Origin of the sequence: Fructobacillus apis, assembly GCF_023893635.1 — a bacterium.
Taxonomy (GTDB): Bacteria; Bacillota; Bacilli; order Lactobacillales; family Lactobacillaceae; genus Fructobacillus; species Fructobacillus apis.
The window spans coordinates 256,257-277,622 of sequence record NZ_JAMWYK010000001.1 but is presented as its reverse complement, the minus strand read 5'-3'; the positions used below and the strand labels follow the sequence as shown (position 1 = coordinate 277,622).

Genomic DNA, 21,366 nt, shown 5'->3' with positions numbered 1-21,366 from the left:
CGGCCGACTCGGCCGGACGAATGATTTCCTTCTTCCAAATTTGCCCGGAATAAACTGCTAAATTCGCCCGGAATAAACCGGGCTTTTTTTGTACAATAAAGCTAACTGATTCTTAACTAAGAGAGGCAGCAAAAACATGGCCGTTATTGTCAACATCAACCCAGGCGAAGTGGACCAACGACAACACTTTGTTCAGGAAATCAACGCTCGCATCGAAGCAGGCGAAAAGCGACGCATCTACTATCTGGTGCCAAACCACGTTAAGTTTGACGGGGAAGTGGACGTCTTAAAGCGCCTTGGACAAGCACAGGGGAAGGCCGCACAAGCCACCTACGCCCAGTCACAGGTCCAAGTTTATTCGCTGACCCGTTTGGCCTGGCGCTTCCTGCAGGACCAGGGAAAGGTGCAGCCACCCGTGCTGGGTTCAGCCGGTCTTTTCGTGCTGGTCTCAAAGATTTTGCAAGAACAAAAGGACGCTTTGCCTGTTTTTGCCCGCATGGCGGCTAAGCAGGGCTTTATCGAAAAGCTGGTGAGCCAGCTTTCTGAACTGCGCGCCTCACGCGTTTCGGCCAAGGACCTGCTTTCAATCGTCGAAAAGATTGAGGGCCAGGACCAGCAAACGGCACTGACCGCCTCCGCCTTGAAGCAGAAGCTCCGCGACCTGGCCATTGTTGCGGATGCTTTCAACGAGAAGATGGGCGACGACTACATTCTTGCCCAGGAAACGCTGCCCTACCTGGTTGACCAGGTGCAGGATATGGACCTCTCGGACGCTGTCTTCTACTTTGACAGCTTCACAGGCTTCACCGCCGCCGAATGGGCGCTGGTTAAGTTGCTCATCGAGAAGGCCGACGTGCACTTTGCCTTGCTCGGGCGCGTGGACGCCTCCGATCCGCTCAAGTATCAAAACGGCGCTTCGGTTTATAACAAGCCACTCGATACGGCCCGTACGGTGCGCACGATGGCCCACAATGCCGGGGTTGACTTTACCGTGAACACTGGCCAAGTCCAAAGCGACCAGGCGCTTGAAAACAACGCTTCAACCGCAGCCGGCACTCCAAGCGAAAACGGCGCTTCCGAATCCGGCGCTCCAACCGAATCAGGTGCTCAGCACACAACGGACGGCTCAAGCAAACAGGCCACCCGTACCCACCTCCTCCGTGCTTGGGAAAAGCTCGGCGCCTACGAGGATTTTTCCGCAACGCCAGCCTCGCAAGGCGAAACGGAGCTCGATGCCTTCGTAGCAGCGAACGTTGTTACAGAGCTGGAAGAGGTCGCCCGCCGTATTCGTGAGGACCTGCGGCAGAACCCGGACCTCCACCTTCGCGACATCCTGGTGCTCGCTCGTGATTTGAGCCCCTACAGCGCCAAGATTCCGGCCGTGATGGACAGTTTTGAGCTGCCATACTTCCTGGATAATGACGTGAAGATGGGCAACCACCCGCTGGTTGAGCTGACCACGACGCTCCTCAAGAACACGCACAGCCTCTACCAAAAAGAAAACATTTTAACGGTCTTGAAGACCGGCTATTTGCGACCGGTCATCGACGGCCAGCTGCAGGACGAAAAGGCCTACTTTGAAGCGGTCGCCTACCTTGAAAACTACCTCGCGGGACACCGCGTGTCACGTAAGGTTTGGGAGGACGACGAAAAGCCGTTCGAACTCTATCAGGTGCCACTGGACGACGAGAGCCAGGTGACGGACCACGACCGGGCCGTGAACCTCGCCATCACGAACTTGAAGCAGCACGTGCACCACTTGCTAAAGGACCTGTCTGCTGCCTTCGAGGGCGCCACGTCCATTGAATCCGCCGGTCGTGCCTTCATGGCCTACCTCCAGGAAAAGAAAGTGCCCGAAGCCATCATGGAGCAGCGCGACAAGCTGATTGACGACGGCCAACTCATGAAGGGCCAACAGCTCATGGAAGTCTGGCAGCTCTTCATCAGCATCCTCGACCAGACGGTGCAGGTGGCGGGGCCAGACACCTTCGACCGCAAGACCTTCCTGCAGGCGCTGGAAGCCGGATTCTCAGGTGGAACCTTTGCCGGCATCCCGAACCAACTCGACCAACTGACGATTTCCGAAGCGGGAATCGTGCAGTCGCAAAGCTACAAGGCGCTCTACTTCATCGGCGGAACGCGAAACGCCTTCCCGGCCCAGGTGAACAACAAGACGCTTCTGTCCGATCAGGACCGCTTGCTCGTGCAGCCGGCACTGGCAGAACAAGACGACCCACGCTATCTCCAGGAAACGGCCAAGCAGCAGATGGCCGAGGAATCACTGGTCTTCTACAACGCGCTCCAGGCCGCAGCCAACAAGGTGACGCTGTCCTACCCACTGTTGGACCAGGACGGAAACGTGAACGAACCGTCACCTTATTTCACACGCCTTCAAAAGGCCTTTGGGCTGGAAAAGTCACAGGCGATTGCCGCCCAAGCCAAGAACCCTGTTGATTTAGCCCAGCACTTTGCCGGAACCACGGCAGCCACACTCGGCCAGCTCGTTAAGCTGCCAGAAGAACAACGCCAGTCCCAAGATTTCCAGGCGGTGAAGGATAGCTTGAAGAAGAGCGGGGATGCCGCGCGGGCAGACCGCGTGCTTTCATCGGCAGACTACGAAAACAAGCCGGAGAAGCTGACCTTCGAGCTCGCTAAGAAGCTCTTTGCAGCGCCGCTCGTCGTGTCGATTTCCCAGGTGGAATCGTACTACCGAAACCCATACGAATACTTCCTCCGCTACGGTTTGCGCCTGCGTGAAAAGCCAACGGTTGAAATTGACGCCCGCATCGAGGGAACGGTCTACCACGCGCTCTTTGAGCAGGTGGTGAACGAGGTGATCAAGGCAAACGGCCGCCTGGCGGACGTGACCGACGACACTTTCTCAGACCAAGTGCAAGCTAAGCTCCAAGACCTTAGCGATCAGGCCGAGTTCGCCGAACTGACCGAAGAGGGGCAGGGACAGGCTCAGGCCCGCTTTATGCAGAAGCAAGCCGTGAAGGTGCTGCAACAGCTCCGCACGGCCGCCCGTTTGAACAACACGTCCAAGCCGACGCGGGTGGAAGCGCCTTTTGGGTTCCCTGGTTCCGACCTGCCAATGGTCAAGATGGGACAGGGCGCGCACGAGGTGCTCATCCGTGGTAAGGTCGACCGTTTTGACCGCCAGGACGGCGCTGGTGCCTACGGAACGATTGTCGATTACAAGTTGAACGGCAAGAAGTTCTCATACAAAGATGCCGCAAATGGTCTGGAACTCCAGCTCTTAACTTACTGGCAGGCCGCCAACGAGAACGCCCAGAAGATGGGACTTTCAAACGGGGGTCAGGTTGGGGGTGCTTTCTTTGCGCCGATTAACCAACAGAAGACGGCCTGGAAGGACTTCCACGGTAACGTGGACGAGTTACTTTCAGGCGAGTTGCCAGCCCAGAGCGGGAAGCTCGCGGGGCTGACTTTGACAGACGACGCCTACATCGACTCGCTGGACCAGCTGGAGAAGAGCGAGAAATCATCCGCCTACAATTTGGCTAAGAAGAAGGACGGTGACCTCGCCGCCACCTCCGACGGCATTGCGCCCGAGGAGTTGGATTTGCTCATGGCCCACAATAAGCAGTTGATTTTGCAGGCCGCCCAGCAGATCTCAGCCGGTGCATTTCCAATGAATCCGGTGCAGAAGAGCTTGACCTACTCCGCCTACACGGACGTGATGCGCTTCGACCGGGCACTCGGTGATAGCTACCAGGAGCCGGTTTATAACGGGAAGAAAAAGGACATTTTGTCCGCACTTCAAGACGAAGCAGCCGCAAATGTCTCAGATAACGATGTGACGGGCTCCGCCCAAAACGCCGGCCCAACGGGTCCGGCTCACAACGTGAGCCAACCACAGGACGGCCTTGAAACCCAAGGAAAGGATGGCCAAAATGCCTAATTATACAAAAAATCAGCAAATGGCCATCGACCATTCCGGACACAACATCCTGGTTTCGGCTTCGGCGGGATCAGGTAAGACGACGGTCCTGATTGAACGCCTGATTCAAAAAATTATGGCGGGAACGAGCGTCGACCAGTTCCTGATTGTGACCTTCACGCGCGCCGCGGCGGGTGAGATGAAGGAACGGTTGGAGAAGGCCATTACGAAAAAACTGCAGGAGACTGACGACCAGAAAACCAAGGTCTACTTGCAGGAACAACTTGCACTCCTGCCAACGGCAGCGGTGACCACGATTGATGGATTCGCCCTGCAGTTGATCGAATCCTACTACTATGAAATCGACTTGGATCCGGCCTTCCGCTTGGTCGCCGACAACGCCGAGGTGAGCCTCTTTAAGAACCGCGCCTTGGACACGCTTTTCGACGAGCTCTACCAGGAGGAGCATCCCGACCACCAGGCCTTCATGCAGTTGATTGAAAACTTCGCCTCCGTCTCACGTCACCAGGGCTTGAAGGACATCATCTTGAAACTGGCGGACTTCGACGCCGCCCGTCCGCAGGAGGACCACTGGCTCGATTCATTAGGAGACGCCGAGGACACGAGCCAACCACTCCACGAACAGAAAGCCTACCAGACTTTCTTGGACGGACAAGTGCGTCCAACGGTTGAGCAGGCCTTGGCCGATTTGCCAGCCGCGCTCGCCGCGGTCGAAGGAGAGCCCGACGAAAAGAAGTTCCAGCAGGCCGCGACGGCCTTGGTCGAACGGCAGGCCTACCTGCAAAACCTGCAGTCGTTGATGGACGAAAAGGCGGATTACGAAACCTTCGCCAAGGCCATCCAGCAGGGCTTCTCGGACAAGTTCCCGAGTCGTTACACGGTCAAGCAAATCGCCGGTGACGACGAGGTCGCCCAGAAGGCCGAGTACCTCGAGAAGGTGATTGCCTTCAAGGATAACTACTTCGCCGGTAAGGATGCGACTTTGACAGCCTTAGCCAAAGGCTTCTTTGCCCTGACTGAAGAACAGTGGCAGACCATCAACGCCCGGGGTCAACGACTGGTCCAGGGGTTGGTCAAGGTGACGCAGGACTACCTCGACGTGTTGGAGGAGCAGAAGCAAGACGAAAACGTGCTGCACTTCTCCGATTTGGTGGTGCTCGCGCGAAAGATTCTGCAAAACGACGACGTAAGGCAGTTGGTGCAGAGCCAGTTCGCCGAGGTCATGGTCGACGAATACCAGGACGTGAACCGCTTGCAGGAAGCCTTCTTGAAGGACATGTCGAACGGGCACAACATGTACATGGTGGGGGACATCAAGCAGTCCATCTACGGGTTCCGTCAGGCGGCACCACAGCTGTTTGCCGGCAAGTACGCCGACTTTGCTAAGGATGAAAACGACGACGAGCGAATCGAGCTCGCCGACAACTTCCGTTCCGAAAACAACGTGACAGAGGTCATCAACCAGATTTTCACTCAGGTGATGGATGAGGAGCTGGGGGATGTTGCCTACCAGGGCTCGGCCAAGCTGATTGCAAAGGCCGCCTATCCGGAAACGGTGAAGCCGGTCTTCAACCTGGACCTTTTGGCCATGAAGAAGCAGAACACAGCTTCTGGTCAAAACGCTGACGAAGATACGGAACAAAACGAAGAAGATGATCGCGATACTCGCGAAAAGAAACTGACCTATTTGCTTGAAAAAGTTCAGGAACTCGTCGCGGACGGCGAGGTCTACGACCAGAAGGAAGAGGTGATGCGTCCCGTTCGTTACGAGGATATTGCTATTTTGACCCGGTCGAAGACGGTCTATCCGGACCTCCTGCGCCTGGCTAACGAGGCCGGTATTCCGGTTCAGTCGGAGTCGGTTGGTAACTACTACCAGGCCATGGAAGTGTACCTGGTGTTGGACGTATTACGCGTCATTGACAACCCGCACCAGGACATTCCGTTGGCGGCTATCTTGCGCTCGCCGCTCTTTGACTTCAAGGAGCAGGCGCTCGCCGAGATTCGCTTGGCGGACCAGGAACACGACTTCTACTCCGCTTTGAAAGCACGGGCAACAGAGGACAAAAAGGCGCAAGCTGTCTTAGAGCAGTTAGACAGTTGGTGCGTTTATGCCCGCCAAAACGACCTGGTTGGCCTCATTTGGGCCATCTACCAGGACACGGGTTGGCTGGACTATGTCGCAGGGCTCCCTGGTGGGGCACAGCGTCAGGCCAACCTGCACGCGCTCTACCAGCGTGCCTCAACCTTCCAGGAAAACGGCCAGTCCGGTCTGTTTGCCTTCACCCGCTACATCGAAGAGGTGCAGGCGGGTGGTGCCGAGGTGGGTGAGGTCGCCCAGGAATCCGCGGAATCCGCGGTGAACCTGATGACGATTCACAAGTCCAAGGGACTGGAATTCCCAATCGTGATCCTGCCGGACCTCGACAAGGAGTTCAACCAGATGGACAGTCGCGCTTCCTTTGTCTTGCAAAAGGACGCTGGAATCGGGCTGGACTACCTCGAACCAAACGCGCAGGTGAAGGTGCCAACCTTGGCGAAGTACGCCGTGAAGCTCGCGCTCAAAAAGCAGGCTTGGTCGGAAGAAATGCGCCTGTACTACGTGGCGTTGACCCGTGCCAAGCAACAGTTGCACCTGATTGGTCGGATTGACCCAATCGAGGACAAGCAGACGCGCGAGCAAAAGCTCTACCAGAACACTTTGCAGGCAAGCGAGCAATTCCTTCTTGAGGAGCAACGCTTGACGGCCAAGTCCTACTTGGACTGGACGCTCCAGTCCTTCGCTCGTCTGGAAAACGATGAGCTTGACGCCGTCTTGATGGGGGATGCCAAGCGCGAACGTGCTTGGGTCGGACCGGAGACGGACCGCAAGGGGCAGATTCAGGTGAAGGTGGTGAACGAGGACGAGCTGACAACGAAGGCTGACCTGATGGCCCAGTCGGCGAAGGTGACGGCCCAAATGGCGGCCGAGAAAAATGCGGAAGCAAATGAGGCCGACGGCCAAAGTGCTGAGAGCGCTGCCGAACCAAACAACAAACAAAGTGCTACCGAACCAAATACCAAGCAAAGCGCGGCCACTCTCGACCTTCAAGAACTCGAGGCAAAGCTGAACTACCGCTACGCCCACTTGCAGGCCACGAAGACGGCGGCCTACCAGTCTGTTTCGGAAATCAAGCAGCTCTTCGAGGACCCGGACCGACCATTTATGGAAGATTTGTACCTGGATGAGAACGGCCAGGCAAAGGTGGGAGAAGAGATAGCGGCGCAAGAAGATGCACAAGAAACCGCGGCCACGTCAAAGGCAACCCCAACCACCGAGCCCACCCCTCAAGACGATAAGTTGAAGGCCAACATGCTCGCCCAAAACGAGCTGCCAATGCCGGCCTTCATGTCGGACGGAAAGGTGAAACCATCACCGACGGCCGTGGGAACGGCGACGCACTTGATGCTGCAGTTGCTGAACTTCAAGAAGGACTACAGCGTGCAGGATTTAAACGACTTGCTGGACAGTCTCGTGAAGACGGGACAGGTGCAGGAAGAAATCGCGCCGCGCGTGAACGTGGAACAGATCCACGACTTCTTGCAGACGGACTTTGCGGAGCGAATCGCAAACCACCCAAGTACGCTGCAGCGGGAGGCAACGTTTGCGATGCTGGTCCCGGCAAAGCAGGTGTACGAAGGGCTGGACGACGAGGCGCCAATCCTGATTCACGGAATCATCGACGGATACTTCGTGGATGAGCGGAAGAAGACGGTGACGGTGTTCGACTACAAGACGGACTTCGTGCCGCGGGCGAAGGGCCCAAGGCAGGATGAGGCGCTGGCGAAAATGAAGCAGCGCTACAAGGGACAGTTGAACTTGTACCGGGAGGCGTTGCAGGACGAATTCCCAGGATATGTACTGGAAAAGCCAAGGTTGATCTTGCTGTCGGCGAATAAGGTGCTGGAATTGGATTAGGGTCGGTTGTGACTTTGACAGGGACATTTTGTATAAAAACGTCCGGCCTCCTGCCGGACTTAAAACGATAAACTGTCTTGAAACTTGCACTTTCAAAAGAGTCCGCCTATAATGGCAGACAAGTTCCACGCGTTCTGACATAAATGGTGCAGCGCTGGCGCTCAAAGCTCGATAAACCCCAGGGATAGAGGAGGCTGATGATGAAGAATTTCTATGACATTCTGCAGTATTTAAAGAAGTATGAAATCTACATTCACGTGGGCCACCGGCTCTGGGACATTGAAGTGGCGGCGTTGGAGGTCGATAACCTCTACAAGGCGAAGGTACTGTCAGAACCGATGTACGAGACGATGAAAATCATCTTGGCAAAGGAACACAAGGACGAAGCAAAACGCTCCGGCTTGACAAGCTACTCGGAAGAAGAAGTGCAAAAGGCGCAAAAAGGTCTCTAAACCGGTCGTTAGAAGCAATACAATTCTTCTTGAAATGCTGAAATAAAAGTTTTGTAAACGCTTGCATTTCACAAGCGAGCTCTGCTAAAATAAGAGAGTAATAAAAGAGAAATAGGAGGCGGTTCCCGGTGAGCCTGTAACAGGTGGGAGCCAAAGGACAACTATGGCAAAAGATAAGTTAATTGGTGTTGACCTTGGTGGAACGACAATCAAGTTTGCAATCTTGACCGACGAAGGAGAAGTCCAACAAAAGTGGTCAATCCAAACGAACGTGTTGCAAGACGGTGCACACATCGTTCCTGACATCATCGATTCAATCAACCATCACTTGGACTTGTACCAATTGGACCGCGAACGCGTCATTGGTATCGGAATGGGAACGCCTGGAACGGTTGACCGTGTAAACGGAACCGTTAAGGGTGCTTACAACCTTGGTTGGGCCAAGGAAGAAGCCGTTAAGGAACCAATCCAAGCCGGAACTGGTTTTCCACTCACGATTGACAACGACGCCAACGTCGCTGCCTTGGGTGAAGCATGGAAGGGTGCCGGAAACAACGACGCCGACGTGTCATTCATCACGCTTGGAACGGGTGTTGGTGGTGGATTGGTCGCAAATAACGACTTGATTCACGGAGTTGCCGGTGCCGGTGGAGAAGTTGGTCACATCATCGTTGAACCACACGGTTACAAGTGTACTTGTGGAAACCACGGATGTTTGGAACAATACGCCTCAGCAACGGGTGTTGTTCACTTGGCACAGGACTTCGCTGAACAATACGTTGGTGAATCAAAGTTGAAGAAGATGATTGACAACGGTGACGAAGTGACGTCAAAGATCATCTTTGACCTCGCCAAGGAAGGCGACTACTTGGCCAACGAAACGGTCGACAAGTTGTGCTTCTACTTGGGATACGCAGCCGCTACCATCTCAAACATCTTGAACCCATCAGCCATCGTTATCGGTGGTGGGGTTGCCGCAGCCGGTGAATTCTTGCGCGAACGCGTGGAAAAGAACTGGACGGAATTTGCCTTCCCAACGGTTCGTACGTCAACGACTGTTAAGTTGGCCGAACTTGGAAACGACGCCGGTGTTATCGGTGCCGCTTCATTGGCAAAGAACAACTAAGAAAATAAACGTTAAAGAGCAATCCGTATGGATTGCTCTTTTTGTTTTGCTGGCCTTTTTGCCATTTATGGTAGAATAGAAAGTAATCTAGGCGTTATTTTGCTAACGTCATAAAAGGAGGTCCGATCATGGAATGGCCAACATTTTTTGAGCCGTATGAACAAGCGGTTTCAGAACTCAAAGCCAAGCTCGGCTACTTGAAGCACGGGCAGTTAAAAAACGGGGCACGTCCCGTTGAAGCCGTGACCGGCCGCGTGAAGTCACAAGCCTCAATTGAAGAAAAGATTGTGCGTCGGCACCTGCACGAGGACCGCTTGGCCCTCGACCTGCAAGACATCGCCGGTCTGCGCATCATGACCAAGTACATCGAAGACATCTACACGGTGGTGGAATGGCTGCGGAAGCGCACCGACTTCACCATCTTGGAAGAGCGCGATTACGTGGTGAACGCCAAGCCATCCGGTTACCGTTCTTACCACATGGTCATCGAATACCCGGTGCAGTTGTACTCGGGTGAAAAGAAGGTCTTGGCCGAGATTCAAATCCGGACGATGGGGATGAACTTCTGGGCCACAATCGAGCATGACCTCCGCTACAAGCACGGGGACATCGACGAGGAAATGGCCAAGAAGCTGACGGAAATCTCCGAGCAGACCTTTGCCCTCGAACAAGAAATCTCAGACATTCGCGGCTAAGGTGTTACTGGCCCAGTCGCCCATACCCCGGACAAATTCAAGTAAGCTGTCTACCAACAGCGAAGCATTAATAAGACAAAGTGTCGAATAACTACTTAAAAGAAAGGAACTCTATGCGCGTCGCCCTCTATCACAATGACCAAGCACGGTCTTTAGCGATTGTGGAAGAACTAAAAGAAGAATTGACGAAGCAGGGCATGTCCCTCGATAACGACAATCCGGATTTGGTGATTTCCGTTGGTGGTGATGGGACGCTCTTGGGGGCCTTCCACGAGTACATCGGCAAGTCCGATGACATCCGCTTTGTCGGACTGCACACCGGCCACCTCGGTTTCTACACCGACTGGTTGGGAGACGAGGTGAAAGAGCTTGTCCAATCACTCGTGCAGGACAAGGGTGAGAAGGTTTCCTACCCACTCTTGAAGCTCACGACCCGTCAGTCGGACGGGACGGAGAAGTCTTACTTGGCCTTGAACGAAGCAACGATCAAGCAGCCAATCGGAACGCTGGTCGCTGACATTTACCTGGGCGAGCACCTCTTCGAAGGGTTCCGTGGTGACGGTGTGGCCATCGCAACGCCAACGGGTTCGACGGCTTATAACAAGGCCAACGGGGGAGCCATTATCCACCCAACCCTGCCGGCCATCCAGATGTCCGAAATCGCATCGATTAACAACCGGGTCTTCCGTACCTTGGGGTCACCGCTGGTGGTGCCAACGGGACAGAAAATCACGGTGAAACCCTACCACGATTCCTTCTTAATCACGTGTGACCAGTTGGAATTGTTGGCAGAAGACGTGGTGTCGGTCACCTTTGAGGTGGCGAAGGAAACCATCAACTTTGCCTCCTACCGGCATCTCGACTTTTGGCACAGAGTGCAACAAGCCTTCATTTCCGACAGTGAATGAAATTCATTGTCTGGGTAAAGTTCTGTCCATTCACCCGACGACAAGGCGAAGCCGAGTCGTTGTAGCAAAGCATTCATTGGCATTTTGATTCACTCGACCGAGAACGAGCCGTAGGCGAGTTCTTGTAGGCAGCCACTACCGCTGTCTAACACATACGTATTAATTCCAACCCATGAAAGGACGCGAAGACCTCCCGGTCACCGCGAAAATCACAGCACATGAAATTTACTTGGACATTTGAAGGAGACGATGAACGCAAGGTTCGCTCCTTCCTCCAGGGCCACGGCGTGTCCCACCGGATGTTTTCTCAGATGAAGCACAACGGTGGCGCCATCCTGGTTAACGATAAGCAAGTTTACACATCCGATTACATTAAAAAGGGTGACGAGGTCACCATCATCATGCCGGTGGAAGCAGGAAACGACCTGGTCGTTCCTGACTTTACCCCGCTTGATGTCATTTACGAAGACGAGCACTTCCTCGCCGTTGACAAGCCTTACGGGGTTACCACGGTGCCCGGCCACGCTGACCGTTTGCACACGTTGGTGAACCGCGTGAAGGGGCACTTGATCGACGCGGAGGCCGAGGACCTGGTGCCACACGTGGTGACGCGATTGGACCGGGACACTTCCGGAATCGTCTTGCTCGCCAAGCACCGCTTCGCCCACGCCGTTTTGGATCAGCAGCTGCAGGACCACTCGGTTGAAAAGTTTTACACGGCCTATGTGTCAGGCATTTTGCCTGACGACCACGGCATCATCGAGGCACCAATTGGCCGGCTCGAAGGTGACTTTATCAAGCGGACCGTGACCGAAGACGGAAAGCCTTCGAAGACCGAGTACTGGGTGGAGCAGCGCTATGAAAAGGACCCCGAGCATCCGATGACGCGCGTGAAGGTTCAGCTGCACACCGGGCGCACGCACCAGATTCGCGTGCACTTCAAGCACATCGGCTTCCCGCTGGTGGGGGATGACCTCTACGGTGGTCCGCTCTGGTACGGGCTGAAGCGCCAGGCCTTGCACGCCTACCAGATGGCCTTCTACGATCCGTTCGCAGAAGAGACTCGCCACCTGCAGACCGATTTGCCGGAGGACCTGGTGGCCCTGAAGGCGGTCGAGGATTAAGCCGTTCGTACTTATCCAAATCAAGCATCAAATCAAAAATCACACACTCTGAAGACTGCGACCCAGCAGCCTTGAAAGGAAACAAAACGATGGAATTAGACAACGACCAGCAGTTAGAAAACGCGGTCCACGAATTATCGAACTTAATCACGACGGGTCAAGACGACCTCTTCATGAACCAATTCACGTCCTTGCACGACTTTGAAAAGGCACAGGTTTACGCCGAATTGCCAGCCGCAATCCGTGAAGTGGCATGGCGCATTATGGACGATGAAACGTTGGCCACGGTCTTTGACAACTTGGAAATTGATCCAGAAGAAATCGTTTCCTTGCTCCAAGAAATGCCAATGCAAAAGGGTGCCGACATCCTGGTGGCGATGTTTGCCGATAACGAGGCGGACTTGCTCCAGGCGATGCCAGCCCGTACGGTGTCAGCTTACCTGGCCTTGATGCCAGCCGACGAAGTCAAGGAAATCAAGCAGTTGATTAACTACGACGACGAGACGGCGGGATCGTTGATGGCCACGGAATACTTGGCCGTGAAGCAATCGGAAAAGATTAAGGACGTCTTGGTTCAGGTGAAGAAGCAGGCCGAAGAGGCTGAATCAATCATCTACGTCTACGTGGTGGACGATGAACACCGTTTGATCGGTGTTGTGTCACTCCGTGACTTGCTCACGCACCCGGATGAGATGACGATTGATTCTATCACCAACACCCGTGTGATCTCTGTCAAAGCCGAAAACGACCAGAAGGACGTGGCTCAGGTGGTCGCGGACTACAACTTCTTCTCGATTCCGGTCACGGATGACGAGGACCACTTGCTTGGAATCGTCACGGTGGACGACATCGTGGACGTGATTGACGAAGAAGCCGTCAGCGACTATTCAGGAATGGCGGCCGTTGACGTTTCGGATACGGACGATACGGCCTGGCATTCAGCTGTGAAGCGGATTCCATGGCTGTTGACACTATTGGTCTTGGGACTCGCCTCAACGGCGCTCGTGGGCATCTTCGAGCACACAATTCGGGAGGCACCAATCTTGGCGGCCTTTATCACCATCATCGCGGGAACGGCGGGAAATGCCGGAACGCAGTCATTGGCATTGGCGGTCCGTCACTTTGGTAATGGACAGGATCAATCGGGATGGCGTAACTTGGTGTCGGAGTTTATCTCGGCGTTCGTACTGGCCATCATTGCGGGAGTGGTGCTTGGTGTGGTTACTCTGTTGTGGCAGGGCAACCAAGGCCTTGCCTTGGCCGTTGGCCTGGCGTTGGCACTCTCAATCCTGGCGGCCTCATTGTTGGCGCACTTGGTGCCAGCAACCTTAAACAAGCTAAACATCGACCCAGCAATCGTGAACGGCCCATTGGTCGCAACGGTGTGTGACTGGGCCTCAATCTTAATCTACTTCTCAATCGCAACAGGCATGTTGAGCCAGTTTGTGGGGAAGTAAAGATATTTAAAATCAAACACTTAAAAACAACCAATTCGAAGGAGTTGGTTGTTTTTTTATGAAGTCAGTTGTCTTCCTGTAACATATAGGAAATAATAGTAATGATTAGCTGAAAAGTGGAGAATTATTATGATAGATGTGATTGATTTACCGAGTGATCGTTTTGAATCTGAACAAATCAGTGGTTTAAGAAAGAAAAACTATATTTTTGGAAAAAATGGATCCGGTAAAAGTAGTTTAACTAAATTATTACGTAAGCAAAAGAATGAAGAATGAGATGTATATGTTTATGACGGACCCCATGACTATATTGAGGAGAAAGAAGGATTAGATGCATTAGTCTTGGGAGAAGACAACGTTGATACCTCAAAACAAATTAATAACATTAATATGAAGTTGATTGATGTGGACAAAGCGTTGAATCCGGAAATAGCTGGCAGTGAAAAAAGTGATTTTGTAAGTGCTGAGAAAATATTAAAAACGTTAGTAACTAAAAAAGATAACATTTTAAAAAAGTATGCGAAAGAAATTTTCGCTGATGAAGATTTGAGTTTAAAAAGAAATTACAACCGAACTTCATTAGAAGAAGTATATGAAGATTTCAATTCAGAGAATAAGTTGGGAAAAACCGAAGAACTGGCACTGAGAAAAAAGATACAACAACAGACTGCAAATGTTCATTTTCCAAACATGAAGAATTTTGCGTATCAGGAATTATTGGGTCGAATCAATAAAGTTAGACAAGAAAGTGTAATAAAAAAGTCAACATTGAGTTTCACTGTCGAGAGTGAAAAGTGGGTTAAAGCTGGTTATGATTTACATGATTTGTCAGAAAGTACCCATGAAATAAATTGTTACTTCTGCGACCAAAAAATTTCTGATGAACGAATTGAAGAGTTGTCCGAGTTATTTAACACGAACTATGAATCCACTCAAAATGAAATACACCGTATAAAAGTTGATATTGAACAAATGAAGAAAGATGTAGATGAGATTCCACTATTAGAAAAAGATAGGGCTTATGTTGAATTTCATGAGGATATAATTCAATTAAATGAAATGATAAGACATTTTCAAAAAAAGTCTACTACATTGTTACAAAACTTTTTAAACTATATTGATGAGAAAGATAGAAATATATTTAAAAAATTAAGCGTTTATTTACCCAAAAATCCGCCTAGTTCGTTAATTATTAACAATATGATTGATGATTTAAACTCTAGAATGACGAGTTATACAAATGATATTGAAAACCATAAATCCGAATATCGCAAACAGCTCCAACTCCACTTGGAAACAACTGTATTGTTGCGAAAGGAAATCAGAGATTGTTTGACTGAACTGAATCACCAAGAAAAAGAGGTTGAGGACAAACGGAAAATAATAGTGAGTTTGGAGAAAAATGCAGCTAGCCTTTCATTAGAAAAAAAGGAATTAATAGCTGAAACTAAGAATGAAACAGTCTTGGTTGAACGAGTAAACCGTATTCTAAAAGAAATGGGTAACAAATCATTTGAGTTGTGTTACGTAGAACCTAAAGAAGATGAGATGAAAGGGCAGTATCAAATTAAAGGATACGAAGGTCATAGAAGATCGATTCATGAATTGAGTAAAGGTGAAAAAAATCTAATTGCCTTTCTTTGGTTCGTAAATAACATTTCCGAGAACTCAGATAAAAATAAGAAGAATATTGTTGTTTTTGATGACTTAATGGATAGTAATGATGATCATTCTCAGTATTTAATGATTGCGGTATTAAATGATTTGATGACAAAGATGTGTGAAAATTCTGAAAATCAATTTTTCATTTTGACGCATAATATCCATTTTTACATGCAATTGAAGCCTTCTAAGCCGCAATACAAGGACTCATATCGGAATGGAACTCTAATTAAGCAATCTTCTAGTGCCTTCTTTCATTTAAATAAGACTGATAGTAGAACTGTCGTTAAAAAGATTGAAAATCAAAATGAAGATATCTCGACGGTTTATGATAACTTGTGGGGGGAACTATATTTTGCTTATTATAATCAGAAAAAAGCGTTTATGTGGAATACGATGAGAAGAATTTTTGAATCGTATTGTCGATTCGTTTACTCTAAAGAATCACCTAGGGATTTATCTGATTTTATTAAGAAGAATAATCCGAACGAAGGAAACGAGTTGCTTTATATAGCATTATTAAAAAGCTTGCATGTGAATTCTCATGTGGCGTACGAAACGGATACAGATTTAAGTAATGTGGATGTTGAAGGCTTGAAAGAAATGTTTGAACAAACATTTGTATACTTAAATGTCAAAGACCATTTTGATACTTACTGGAATCGCGGAAAAAAACAAGCAATATAGTGATTATGAAAAAATCGATATTTAAGATTTCTAATTCAATATAATGGCTTTAAAAAATATTGTTCTTATATTTCTTTCTTATTGAAATACAAAATAGAAAAAACTGTAATCGTGTTTTAGAACTTTTTTATTATTTTTCTATCCATAAAATTTGGTAAACTATTATCATCACTTTATAAACAAGGACACGCACATGAACGAGAATGATTCATCTAAAAATATTCCATTCACGATGCATCGCATTGAAAAAATTGGGATGATTTTCCTTATTGTGTTTTCGGTATTCGTCTTTACGATTGCCTATCGATACGATCAGGGAATTTCCCGTCCCTAATTAATAAAACATCTATTTGGGCTGTTTCCATCCAGAATTACACAGTTCAGGGGCTGAATGTCTTAAACTTTGTTTCGCTGCAATTCCTAGCCTGGGTTGCCTGGCGTAAGATTGGCGATCGTATTGCAAAGTATATGGCAACGGGAGGATTGCTCCTTCTCTCGCTACACGAAATGTTCGATGTCTTGTGGAGCTACATCTACGTCACAATGGCCGTGTTCAACGAATTAGTTAGCGGGAAGTCTTTAGGCGAAGCGGTTATGGTCTTAACTAGCCGCGATTCGTTGACCTACGAGATTCAACACTGGGTTCTTTCTATTATTTGCACGCTGATGTTCGCGGTATTTTCATATAAGTACGTAGCTAAGCAAAGTGACAAGGAATTAGATTATTCAATGCGCGTTGCGTTGATGGGAATTGTTGTTGGATTCGTTGCACAATCAAGTGTTGATGGTATGAAGACTTGGTGGGGACGTCCACGGCCAATCGATGTTTTTGATAATGGTCAGGCTTTTACCAAGTGGTTCCAAATTAACGGCCACACTGGCTTTACATCATTCCCAAGTGGACACACTCGTTTGAGTTGGCTATACCTGTATTTGCCATTCTTCGTTAAGCGAAACCAAATTATGGTTCAAAAGATTTTGTTCTGGCTAACTCTGGCAATCGGAATATTGTCCGCCTATGCTCGCATTGTCATTGGTGTTCACTGGCTGACTGACATCACGATGTCAACACTGATTGTAGTTTCGACTATCTTCTTGGCGAGTCGGATTCTGCAAGCTCACTTCTACGAGAAAGATGCATAATAAAGATAAATACCACTGAGAAAAAGCGTTCGAATCCGAACGCTTTTTTATATTGCCGTTTAGAACTTCTCGATAAAATCGCTATTGTCTAAGTAAAAGGAAAAATTTACTTCATTTTCCACAAAAATCTGCAAATTTTTTGAAACTCCTGTAAAATAAAATAAGTATTAAAATGTCGATTAGAGTATTTGAATGGCAGTATAGGAGAGATAAATGAAAAAAGTTGTTATCACCTTGGTTGCTTTGTTGGCAGTTGCTGGAATTGGATACGCAGCCTTTGCGGCTGGTGTAAACCATAATGCAAAGCAAGAACAAAGCAAGCAAAGTACTTCCGCTACTAAGGAATCACAAAGCAAGAAAGCAAGTACTTCTTCTTCAACAACGAAGGCTGGACCAGCTTTTGGTGGACAAGGAACGGTACGTCCTGAAGTGACACAATCAACGATTGATGATGCTGAAACGCAATTGAAGAACGCAGGTTTTCCAGTCGATCAGTGGGCACCTTCAGATATTGAAAAGATTGTTAGCGATGCCAACCAACAAGGTGTTTCAGTTGTTGATTTCGCACAACAAAACTTCCACAAGTAAGAATTAGGATTTAATATTTATGAACTTAAAAAACGCAATGCTTACCTTAGCTGCCTTTTCCGTTTTCGGAGTTGCAGCTAACCAAATGAACGGGGATATTGTTTCAGCCCAGGGGCCATACATGGTTGCGGGTCAAGGAAACCATCCTCGAATGGATGTCGTTGATGTGGCATCTTACCAAGGTAACCTTTCAGTAGATGATTACAACAAAATGAAGGCCGCGGGTGTCCGTGGTGTGATTGTTAAGTTGACGGAACGCGATAACTATGTAAACTCATACGCCCGTACGCAAGTTAACAATGCTCGTGCTGCCGGTTTGAAGGTTTCCGCGTACCACTTTGCTCGTTACCATAGCGAAGACGAGGCTCGTCGTGAAGCAAACTACTTCGCGAATGCAGCACGTAATCTGGGATTTGCTGAGACAGATTTGCTTATTGATGACGTTGAAGACCAATCCATGGTACGAGATAATGTTTCAAAGAATGCTCGTGTCTTCAACGACCAATTGCACTCACGTGGATTTGGCAACACTGCCCTTTACACATACGCAAGTTACAACATCGACCGTTCATTCTTACCTAAGAACCGTGTTTGGATTGCTTCATATCCTGACCAGCCTTCAGCTGATCGTCTTTGGAACACAGATTATGGAATGTGGCAGTGGACGGATAACGCCCATGTTAACGGTGTAACTGGAACTTTTGACATGTCCATTGATTACTCAGGTATGGCTTCAATGTATCAAGGATTCGTCTTTGTTCCTGGACTCGGATGGCGCTGGATGGAAAACAACCAGCCATTCACTGGGTTCCGCTTCTACATGGGAACGTACTACTGGTTCGAAAATGGTATTCGTTCCGATAGCTCATGGCACGAAGCCTGGGGACGTTGGTACTACACGAATTCAGAAGGTCGTGCCGTACAAGGACATCAGAACATCAATGGTCAAGACTTTGACTTTGGTAACGATGGTTCATTCTACATGCGTTCTTCTGGATATCTTCATGATGGATCATCGCAAAACGGTGGTTACCGCTGGTATGAAAACGGACAACTCTTCACTGGTTTCCGTTACTACATGGGAACGTTCTACTGGTTCGTTGACGGAGTTCGTCAAAACGCTGGTTGGCGTGAAGCATGGGGAATGAAGTACTACACGGATCAAGATGGACGTGCCGTTCAAGGTAGTCAAATCATTGATGGAAAGCTTCACTACTTCGGTGATGACAATTCTTACTTTGAACGTCCAGTATCTGGATACGTTCATGATGGCTCATCCCAAAACGGTGGGTACCGTTGGTATGAAAACGGACAACTCTTTACAGGGTTCCGTTACTACATGGGAACTTACTACTGGTTCGTTGATGGTGTACGCCAAAACGAAGGATGGCGCCATGCCTGGGGAATGACTTACTGGACGAACGCTGAAGGGCGTGCCATGCAGGGCATCCAGGTCATCGACGGAAAAACTTATAACTTCGGTAATGACGGAACGTACTACTTGCGTTAATCCAATCAGCCACTACTGAGGTAGTGGCTTTTTGCGTACTAAAAGATAATTAAAGGAGAATCCCATGCGGATTAAAATGTACAAGAGCGGCAAGAACTGGGCTATGTCTGGTCTGTTGATTGCGGCTGTTGCTGGAACAATGGCAGTAAGTCAAGCTAGCGAAGTTTCAGCTAACTTAGAAACAACGGTTGAACAACCAACTACAACAACGACAGAAGTAACCACTGGTTTGCAGGAAAAGGCTAACCACGAAGGTTATACTTATGTTCAAAGCAACGGACAGCTGTTAAAAAATGACTGGAATGGTGACTACTATTTCGATAATGATGGGAATGCTGTAAAGGGCTTTGTCACCATCCAAGATAAGTTGTACCACTTCGATGATGACTTCAAGGTAACCAAGTCTGAACAAAGTATCGACCACAAGTTGTACGCTTCAAATGATAAAGGTGTTTTGACTGCAAAGCAGGGATTTGAACCTTATCAAAACGGTGCTTTTTTGTACTACATTGATGGTGTGCGTGCCAATAACGTTTTTGAAAATGATCAAAATGGTTACACGTACTACTTCGGATTAGACGGTGTCTCGGTTAATGGCTTGCAGACGATTAACGGGGATGAGTTCTACTTCGAAAACTATAAGTTGAAGAAGTCCGCTGACTTTGAATTGAACGGTGTGCCGTATCACTCTGATCAGGAGGGACATGCAAAGGCTAAGAATGGTATTCTTTGGGGATTCGGTGATTCAACAACGGTTGGTTGGAACCCTTACAACGATGGTTCACGTTCTTATGATTACTACGCTGCTCAGAATTTGAAGAAGTTGTACAAGAACACTTCCGCTTATTCAGGTACGCAAATTGGTAGTGATATGACTTGGATGACGGATCAAGTCTGTGCTGATCCTTCATTCCAAAACGCCTCCGAAATTGTCATTGCCTTGGGTGTTAACGACCTCAATTATGGTATGGGTCTTAACTTGAATACCATCGCTGATATCTACCAAAATAGCTTGCGTCGTATTCATGAAGCTAACCCAAACATCAAGATTTACATCTTATTGCCTCAAGGTGAATTCCCTGAAGGCCGTAACAACGATTGGATTGGAAACGATGGTTTCTCACTCAATCAATTGAAGGATGTGCTGACTCGTTTGGGACACAACTTGGGTGTAACGGTGATTGATGCCGGTGTTGTAACGAACGACAACCACCATGAAACAATGCCCGACGGTGTGCATCCAACAAATGATTCGTACAAGAAAATCGGTCAAAAGATCACCGACGCCATTAATCAAAATCCAAACAACAACTTCCGTGCCAACTATACGAACTATTCATTGCCTAGCCAAAATGGCTATGTGAATACATTAGCTGGATGGCGCTGGCTTGAAAATGGACACGTATACTCTGGATTCCGTTACTACATGGGAACTTACTACTGGTTCGTTAAGGGTGTTCGTCAAAACGAAGGATGGCGTGAAGCCTGGGGACGTTGGTACTACACCGATGCTGATGGCCGTGCCGTTCAAGGAATTCGAAACATCAATGGTCAAGTCTTTGACTTTGGAAACGATGGCTCCTTCTACATGCGTTCCTCTGGTTACTTGTACGATGGTTCTAGCCAAAACGGTGGATACCGTTGGTATGAAGATGGAAAGCTCTTTACCGGCTTCCGATTCTACATGGGAACATACTACTGGTTTGTCGACGGAGTTCGTCAGAATGCTGGATGGCGTCAGGCGTGGGGAATGACCTATTACACGGATGAAACTGGCCGTGCCGTTCAAGGAACACATATCATTGATGGCAAGGTTCATAACTTTGGAACTGATAACTCATACTACGAGCGACCAGTTTCCGGATACCTTTATGATGGTTCAAACCAAAATGGTGGATACCGCTGGTATGAAAACGGACAACTGTTCACTGGATTCCGTTTCTACATGGGAACCTTCTACTGGTTTATCGATGGTGTTCGTCAGAACGAAGGGTGGCGTCATGCCTGGGGAATGACCTACTGGACAAACTCTGAAGGTCGTGCTGTTGAAGGTATTCAAACCATTGATGGGAAGACCTATAACTTTGGAAACGACGGTGGCTTCTATCTTCGTTAATCTAAGTTGATGAAAAAA

At 49.1% G+C, this 21,366-nt stretch carries 13 protein-coding genes and 1 pseudogene; all 14 read left to right on the top strand.

The genetic code is table 11. The features are described 5' to 3' along the window. The first annotated feature begins 136 nt into the window (after positions 1-136). On the top strand, positions 137-3,922 hold the full coding sequence (locus NFX39_RS01190) for a PD-(D/E)XK nuclease family protein (RefSeq protein WP_252442218.1): 3,786 nt from the start codon (positions 137-139) through the stop codon (positions 3,920-3,922). Continuing rightward, positions 3,915-7,880, top strand: coding sequence for a helicase-exonuclease AddAB subunit AddA (gene addA / locus NFX39_RS01185; protein WP_252442215.1), 3,966 nt, complete (start codon positions 3,915-3,917; stop codon positions 7,878-7,880). Before NFX39_RS01190 ends, addA begins: the two co-directional genes overlap by 8 nt. Positions 7,881-8,080: 200 nt before the next feature. Then, on the top strand, positions 8,081-8,332 hold the full coding sequence (locus NFX39_RS01180; RefSeq protein WP_252442213.1) for a YqgQ family protein: 252 nt from the start codon (positions 8,081-8,083) through the stop codon (positions 8,330-8,332). Positions 8,333-8,495: 163 nt separating this feature from the next. After that, positions 8,496-9,458 carry an ROK family glucokinase gene (locus tag NFX39_RS01175; protein ID WP_252442211.1) on the top strand — a complete coding sequence of 321 codons (963 nt, stop codon included), beginning with the start codon at positions 8,496-8,498 and terminating at the stop codon, positions 9,456-9,458. 128 nt (positions 9,459-9,586) lie between these two features. After that, a complete protein-coding gene (locus tag NFX39_RS01170; protein ID WP_252442209.1) occupies positions 9,587-10,153 on the top strand; it encodes a GTP pyrophosphokinase in 567 nt (188 codons plus the stop codon). A 113-nt stretch (positions 10,154-10,266) separates the two neighbouring features. Beyond that, on the top strand, positions 10,267-11,061 hold the full coding sequence (locus NFX39_RS01165; RefSeq protein ID WP_252442207.1) for an NAD kinase: 795 nt from the start codon (positions 10,267-10,269) through the stop codon (positions 11,059-11,061). A 218-nt stretch (positions 11,062-11,279) separates the two neighbouring features. Beyond that, positions 11,280-12,185, top strand: a complete 906-nt coding sequence (locus tag NFX39_RS01160; RefSeq protein WP_252442205.1) for an RluA family pseudouridine synthase — start codon at positions 11,280-11,282, stop codon at positions 12,183-12,185. 89 nt (positions 12,186-12,274) lie between these two features. Continuing rightward, positions 12,275-13,642, top strand: a complete 1,368-nt coding sequence (gene mgtE / locus NFX39_RS01155) for a magnesium transporter (RefSeq protein WP_252442203.1) — start codon at positions 12,275-12,277, stop codon at positions 13,640-13,642. Between the two features lie 129 nt (positions 13,643-13,771). Then, positions 13,772-13,918, top strand: a complete 147-nt coding sequence (locus tag NFX39_RS01150) for a hypothetical protein (RefSeq protein ID WP_252442201.1) — start codon at positions 13,772-13,774, stop codon at positions 13,916-13,918. Positions 13,919-13,933: 15 nt separating this feature from the next. Further along, positions 13,934-15,991, top strand: a pseudogene (locus NFX39_RS01145) (AAA family ATPase); the annotation flags it as partial. 468 nt (positions 15,992-16,459) lie between these two features. Further along, entirely contained in the window at positions 16,460-17,134 is a 675-nt protein-coding gene (locus tag NFX39_RS01140) for a phosphatase PAP2 family protein (protein WP_252442197.1), read from the top strand. Between the two features lie 213 nt (positions 17,135-17,347). Next, positions 17,348-17,722, top strand: a complete 375-nt coding sequence (locus NFX39_RS01135; RefSeq protein WP_252442195.1) for a hypothetical protein — start codon at positions 17,348-17,350, stop codon at positions 17,720-17,722. 19 nt (positions 17,723-17,741) lie between these two features. After that, a complete protein-coding gene (locus tag NFX39_RS01130) occupies positions 17,742-19,232 on the top strand; it encodes a GH25 family lysozyme (RefSeq protein WP_252442193.1) in 1,491 nt (496 codons plus the stop codon). A 64-nt stretch (positions 19,233-19,296) separates the two neighbouring features. Continuing rightward, complete coding sequence (locus tag NFX39_RS01125; RefSeq protein ID WP_252442191.1) at positions 19,297-21,348, top strand: GDSL-type esterase/lipase family protein; 2,052 nt, start codon at positions 19,297-19,299, stop codon at positions 21,346-21,348. The last annotated feature ends 18 nt before the right edge of the window (positions 21,349-21,366 follow it).

Coding starts and splice junctions, on each gene's coding strand:
- NFX39_RS01175 (WP_252442211.1), top strand. CDS start 8,496: ATGGCAAAAGATAAGTTAATTGGTGTTGACCTTGGTGGAACGACAATC.
- NFX39_RS01150 (WP_252442201.1), top strand. CDS start 13,772: ATGATAGATGTGATTGATTTACCGAGTGATCGTTTTGAATCTGAACAA.
- NFX39_RS01170 (WP_252442209.1), top strand. CDS start 9,587: ATGGAATGGCCAACATTTTTTGAGCCGTATGAACAAGCGGTTTCAGAA.
- NFX39_RS01190 (WP_252442218.1), top strand. CDS start 137: ATGGCCGTTATTGTCAACATCAACCCAGGCGAAGTGGACCAACGACAA.
- NFX39_RS01135 (WP_252442195.1), top strand. CDS start 17,348: ATGAAAAAAGTTGTTATCACCTTGGTTGCTTTGTTGGCAGTTGCTGGA.
- mgtE (WP_252442203.1), top strand. CDS start 12,275: ATGGAATTAGACAACGACCAGCAGTTAGAAAACGCGGTCCACGAATTA.
- addA (WP_252442215.1), top strand. CDS start 3,915: ATGCCTAATTATACAAAAAATCAGCAAATGGCCATCGACCATTCCGGA.
- NFX39_RS01130 (WP_252442193.1), top strand. CDS start 17,742: ATGAACTTAAAAAACGCAATGCTTACCTTAGCTGCCTTTTCCGTTTTC.
- NFX39_RS01180 (WP_252442213.1), top strand. CDS start 8,081: ATGAAGAATTTCTATGACATTCTGCAGTATTTAAAGAAGTATGAAATC.
- NFX39_RS01160 (WP_252442205.1), top strand. CDS start 11,280: ATGAAATTTACTTGGACATTTGAAGGAGACGATGAACGCAAGGTTCGC.
- NFX39_RS01125 (WP_252442191.1), top strand. CDS start 19,297: ATGCGGATTAAAATGTACAAGAGCGGCAAGAACTGGGCTATGTCTGGT.
- NFX39_RS01140 (WP_252442197.1), top strand. CDS start 16,460: ATGGCAACGGGAGGATTGCTCCTTCTCTCGCTACACGAAATGTTCGAT.
- NFX39_RS01165 (WP_252442207.1), top strand. CDS start 10,267: ATGCGCGTCGCCCTCTATCACAATGACCAAGCACGGTCTTTAGCGATT.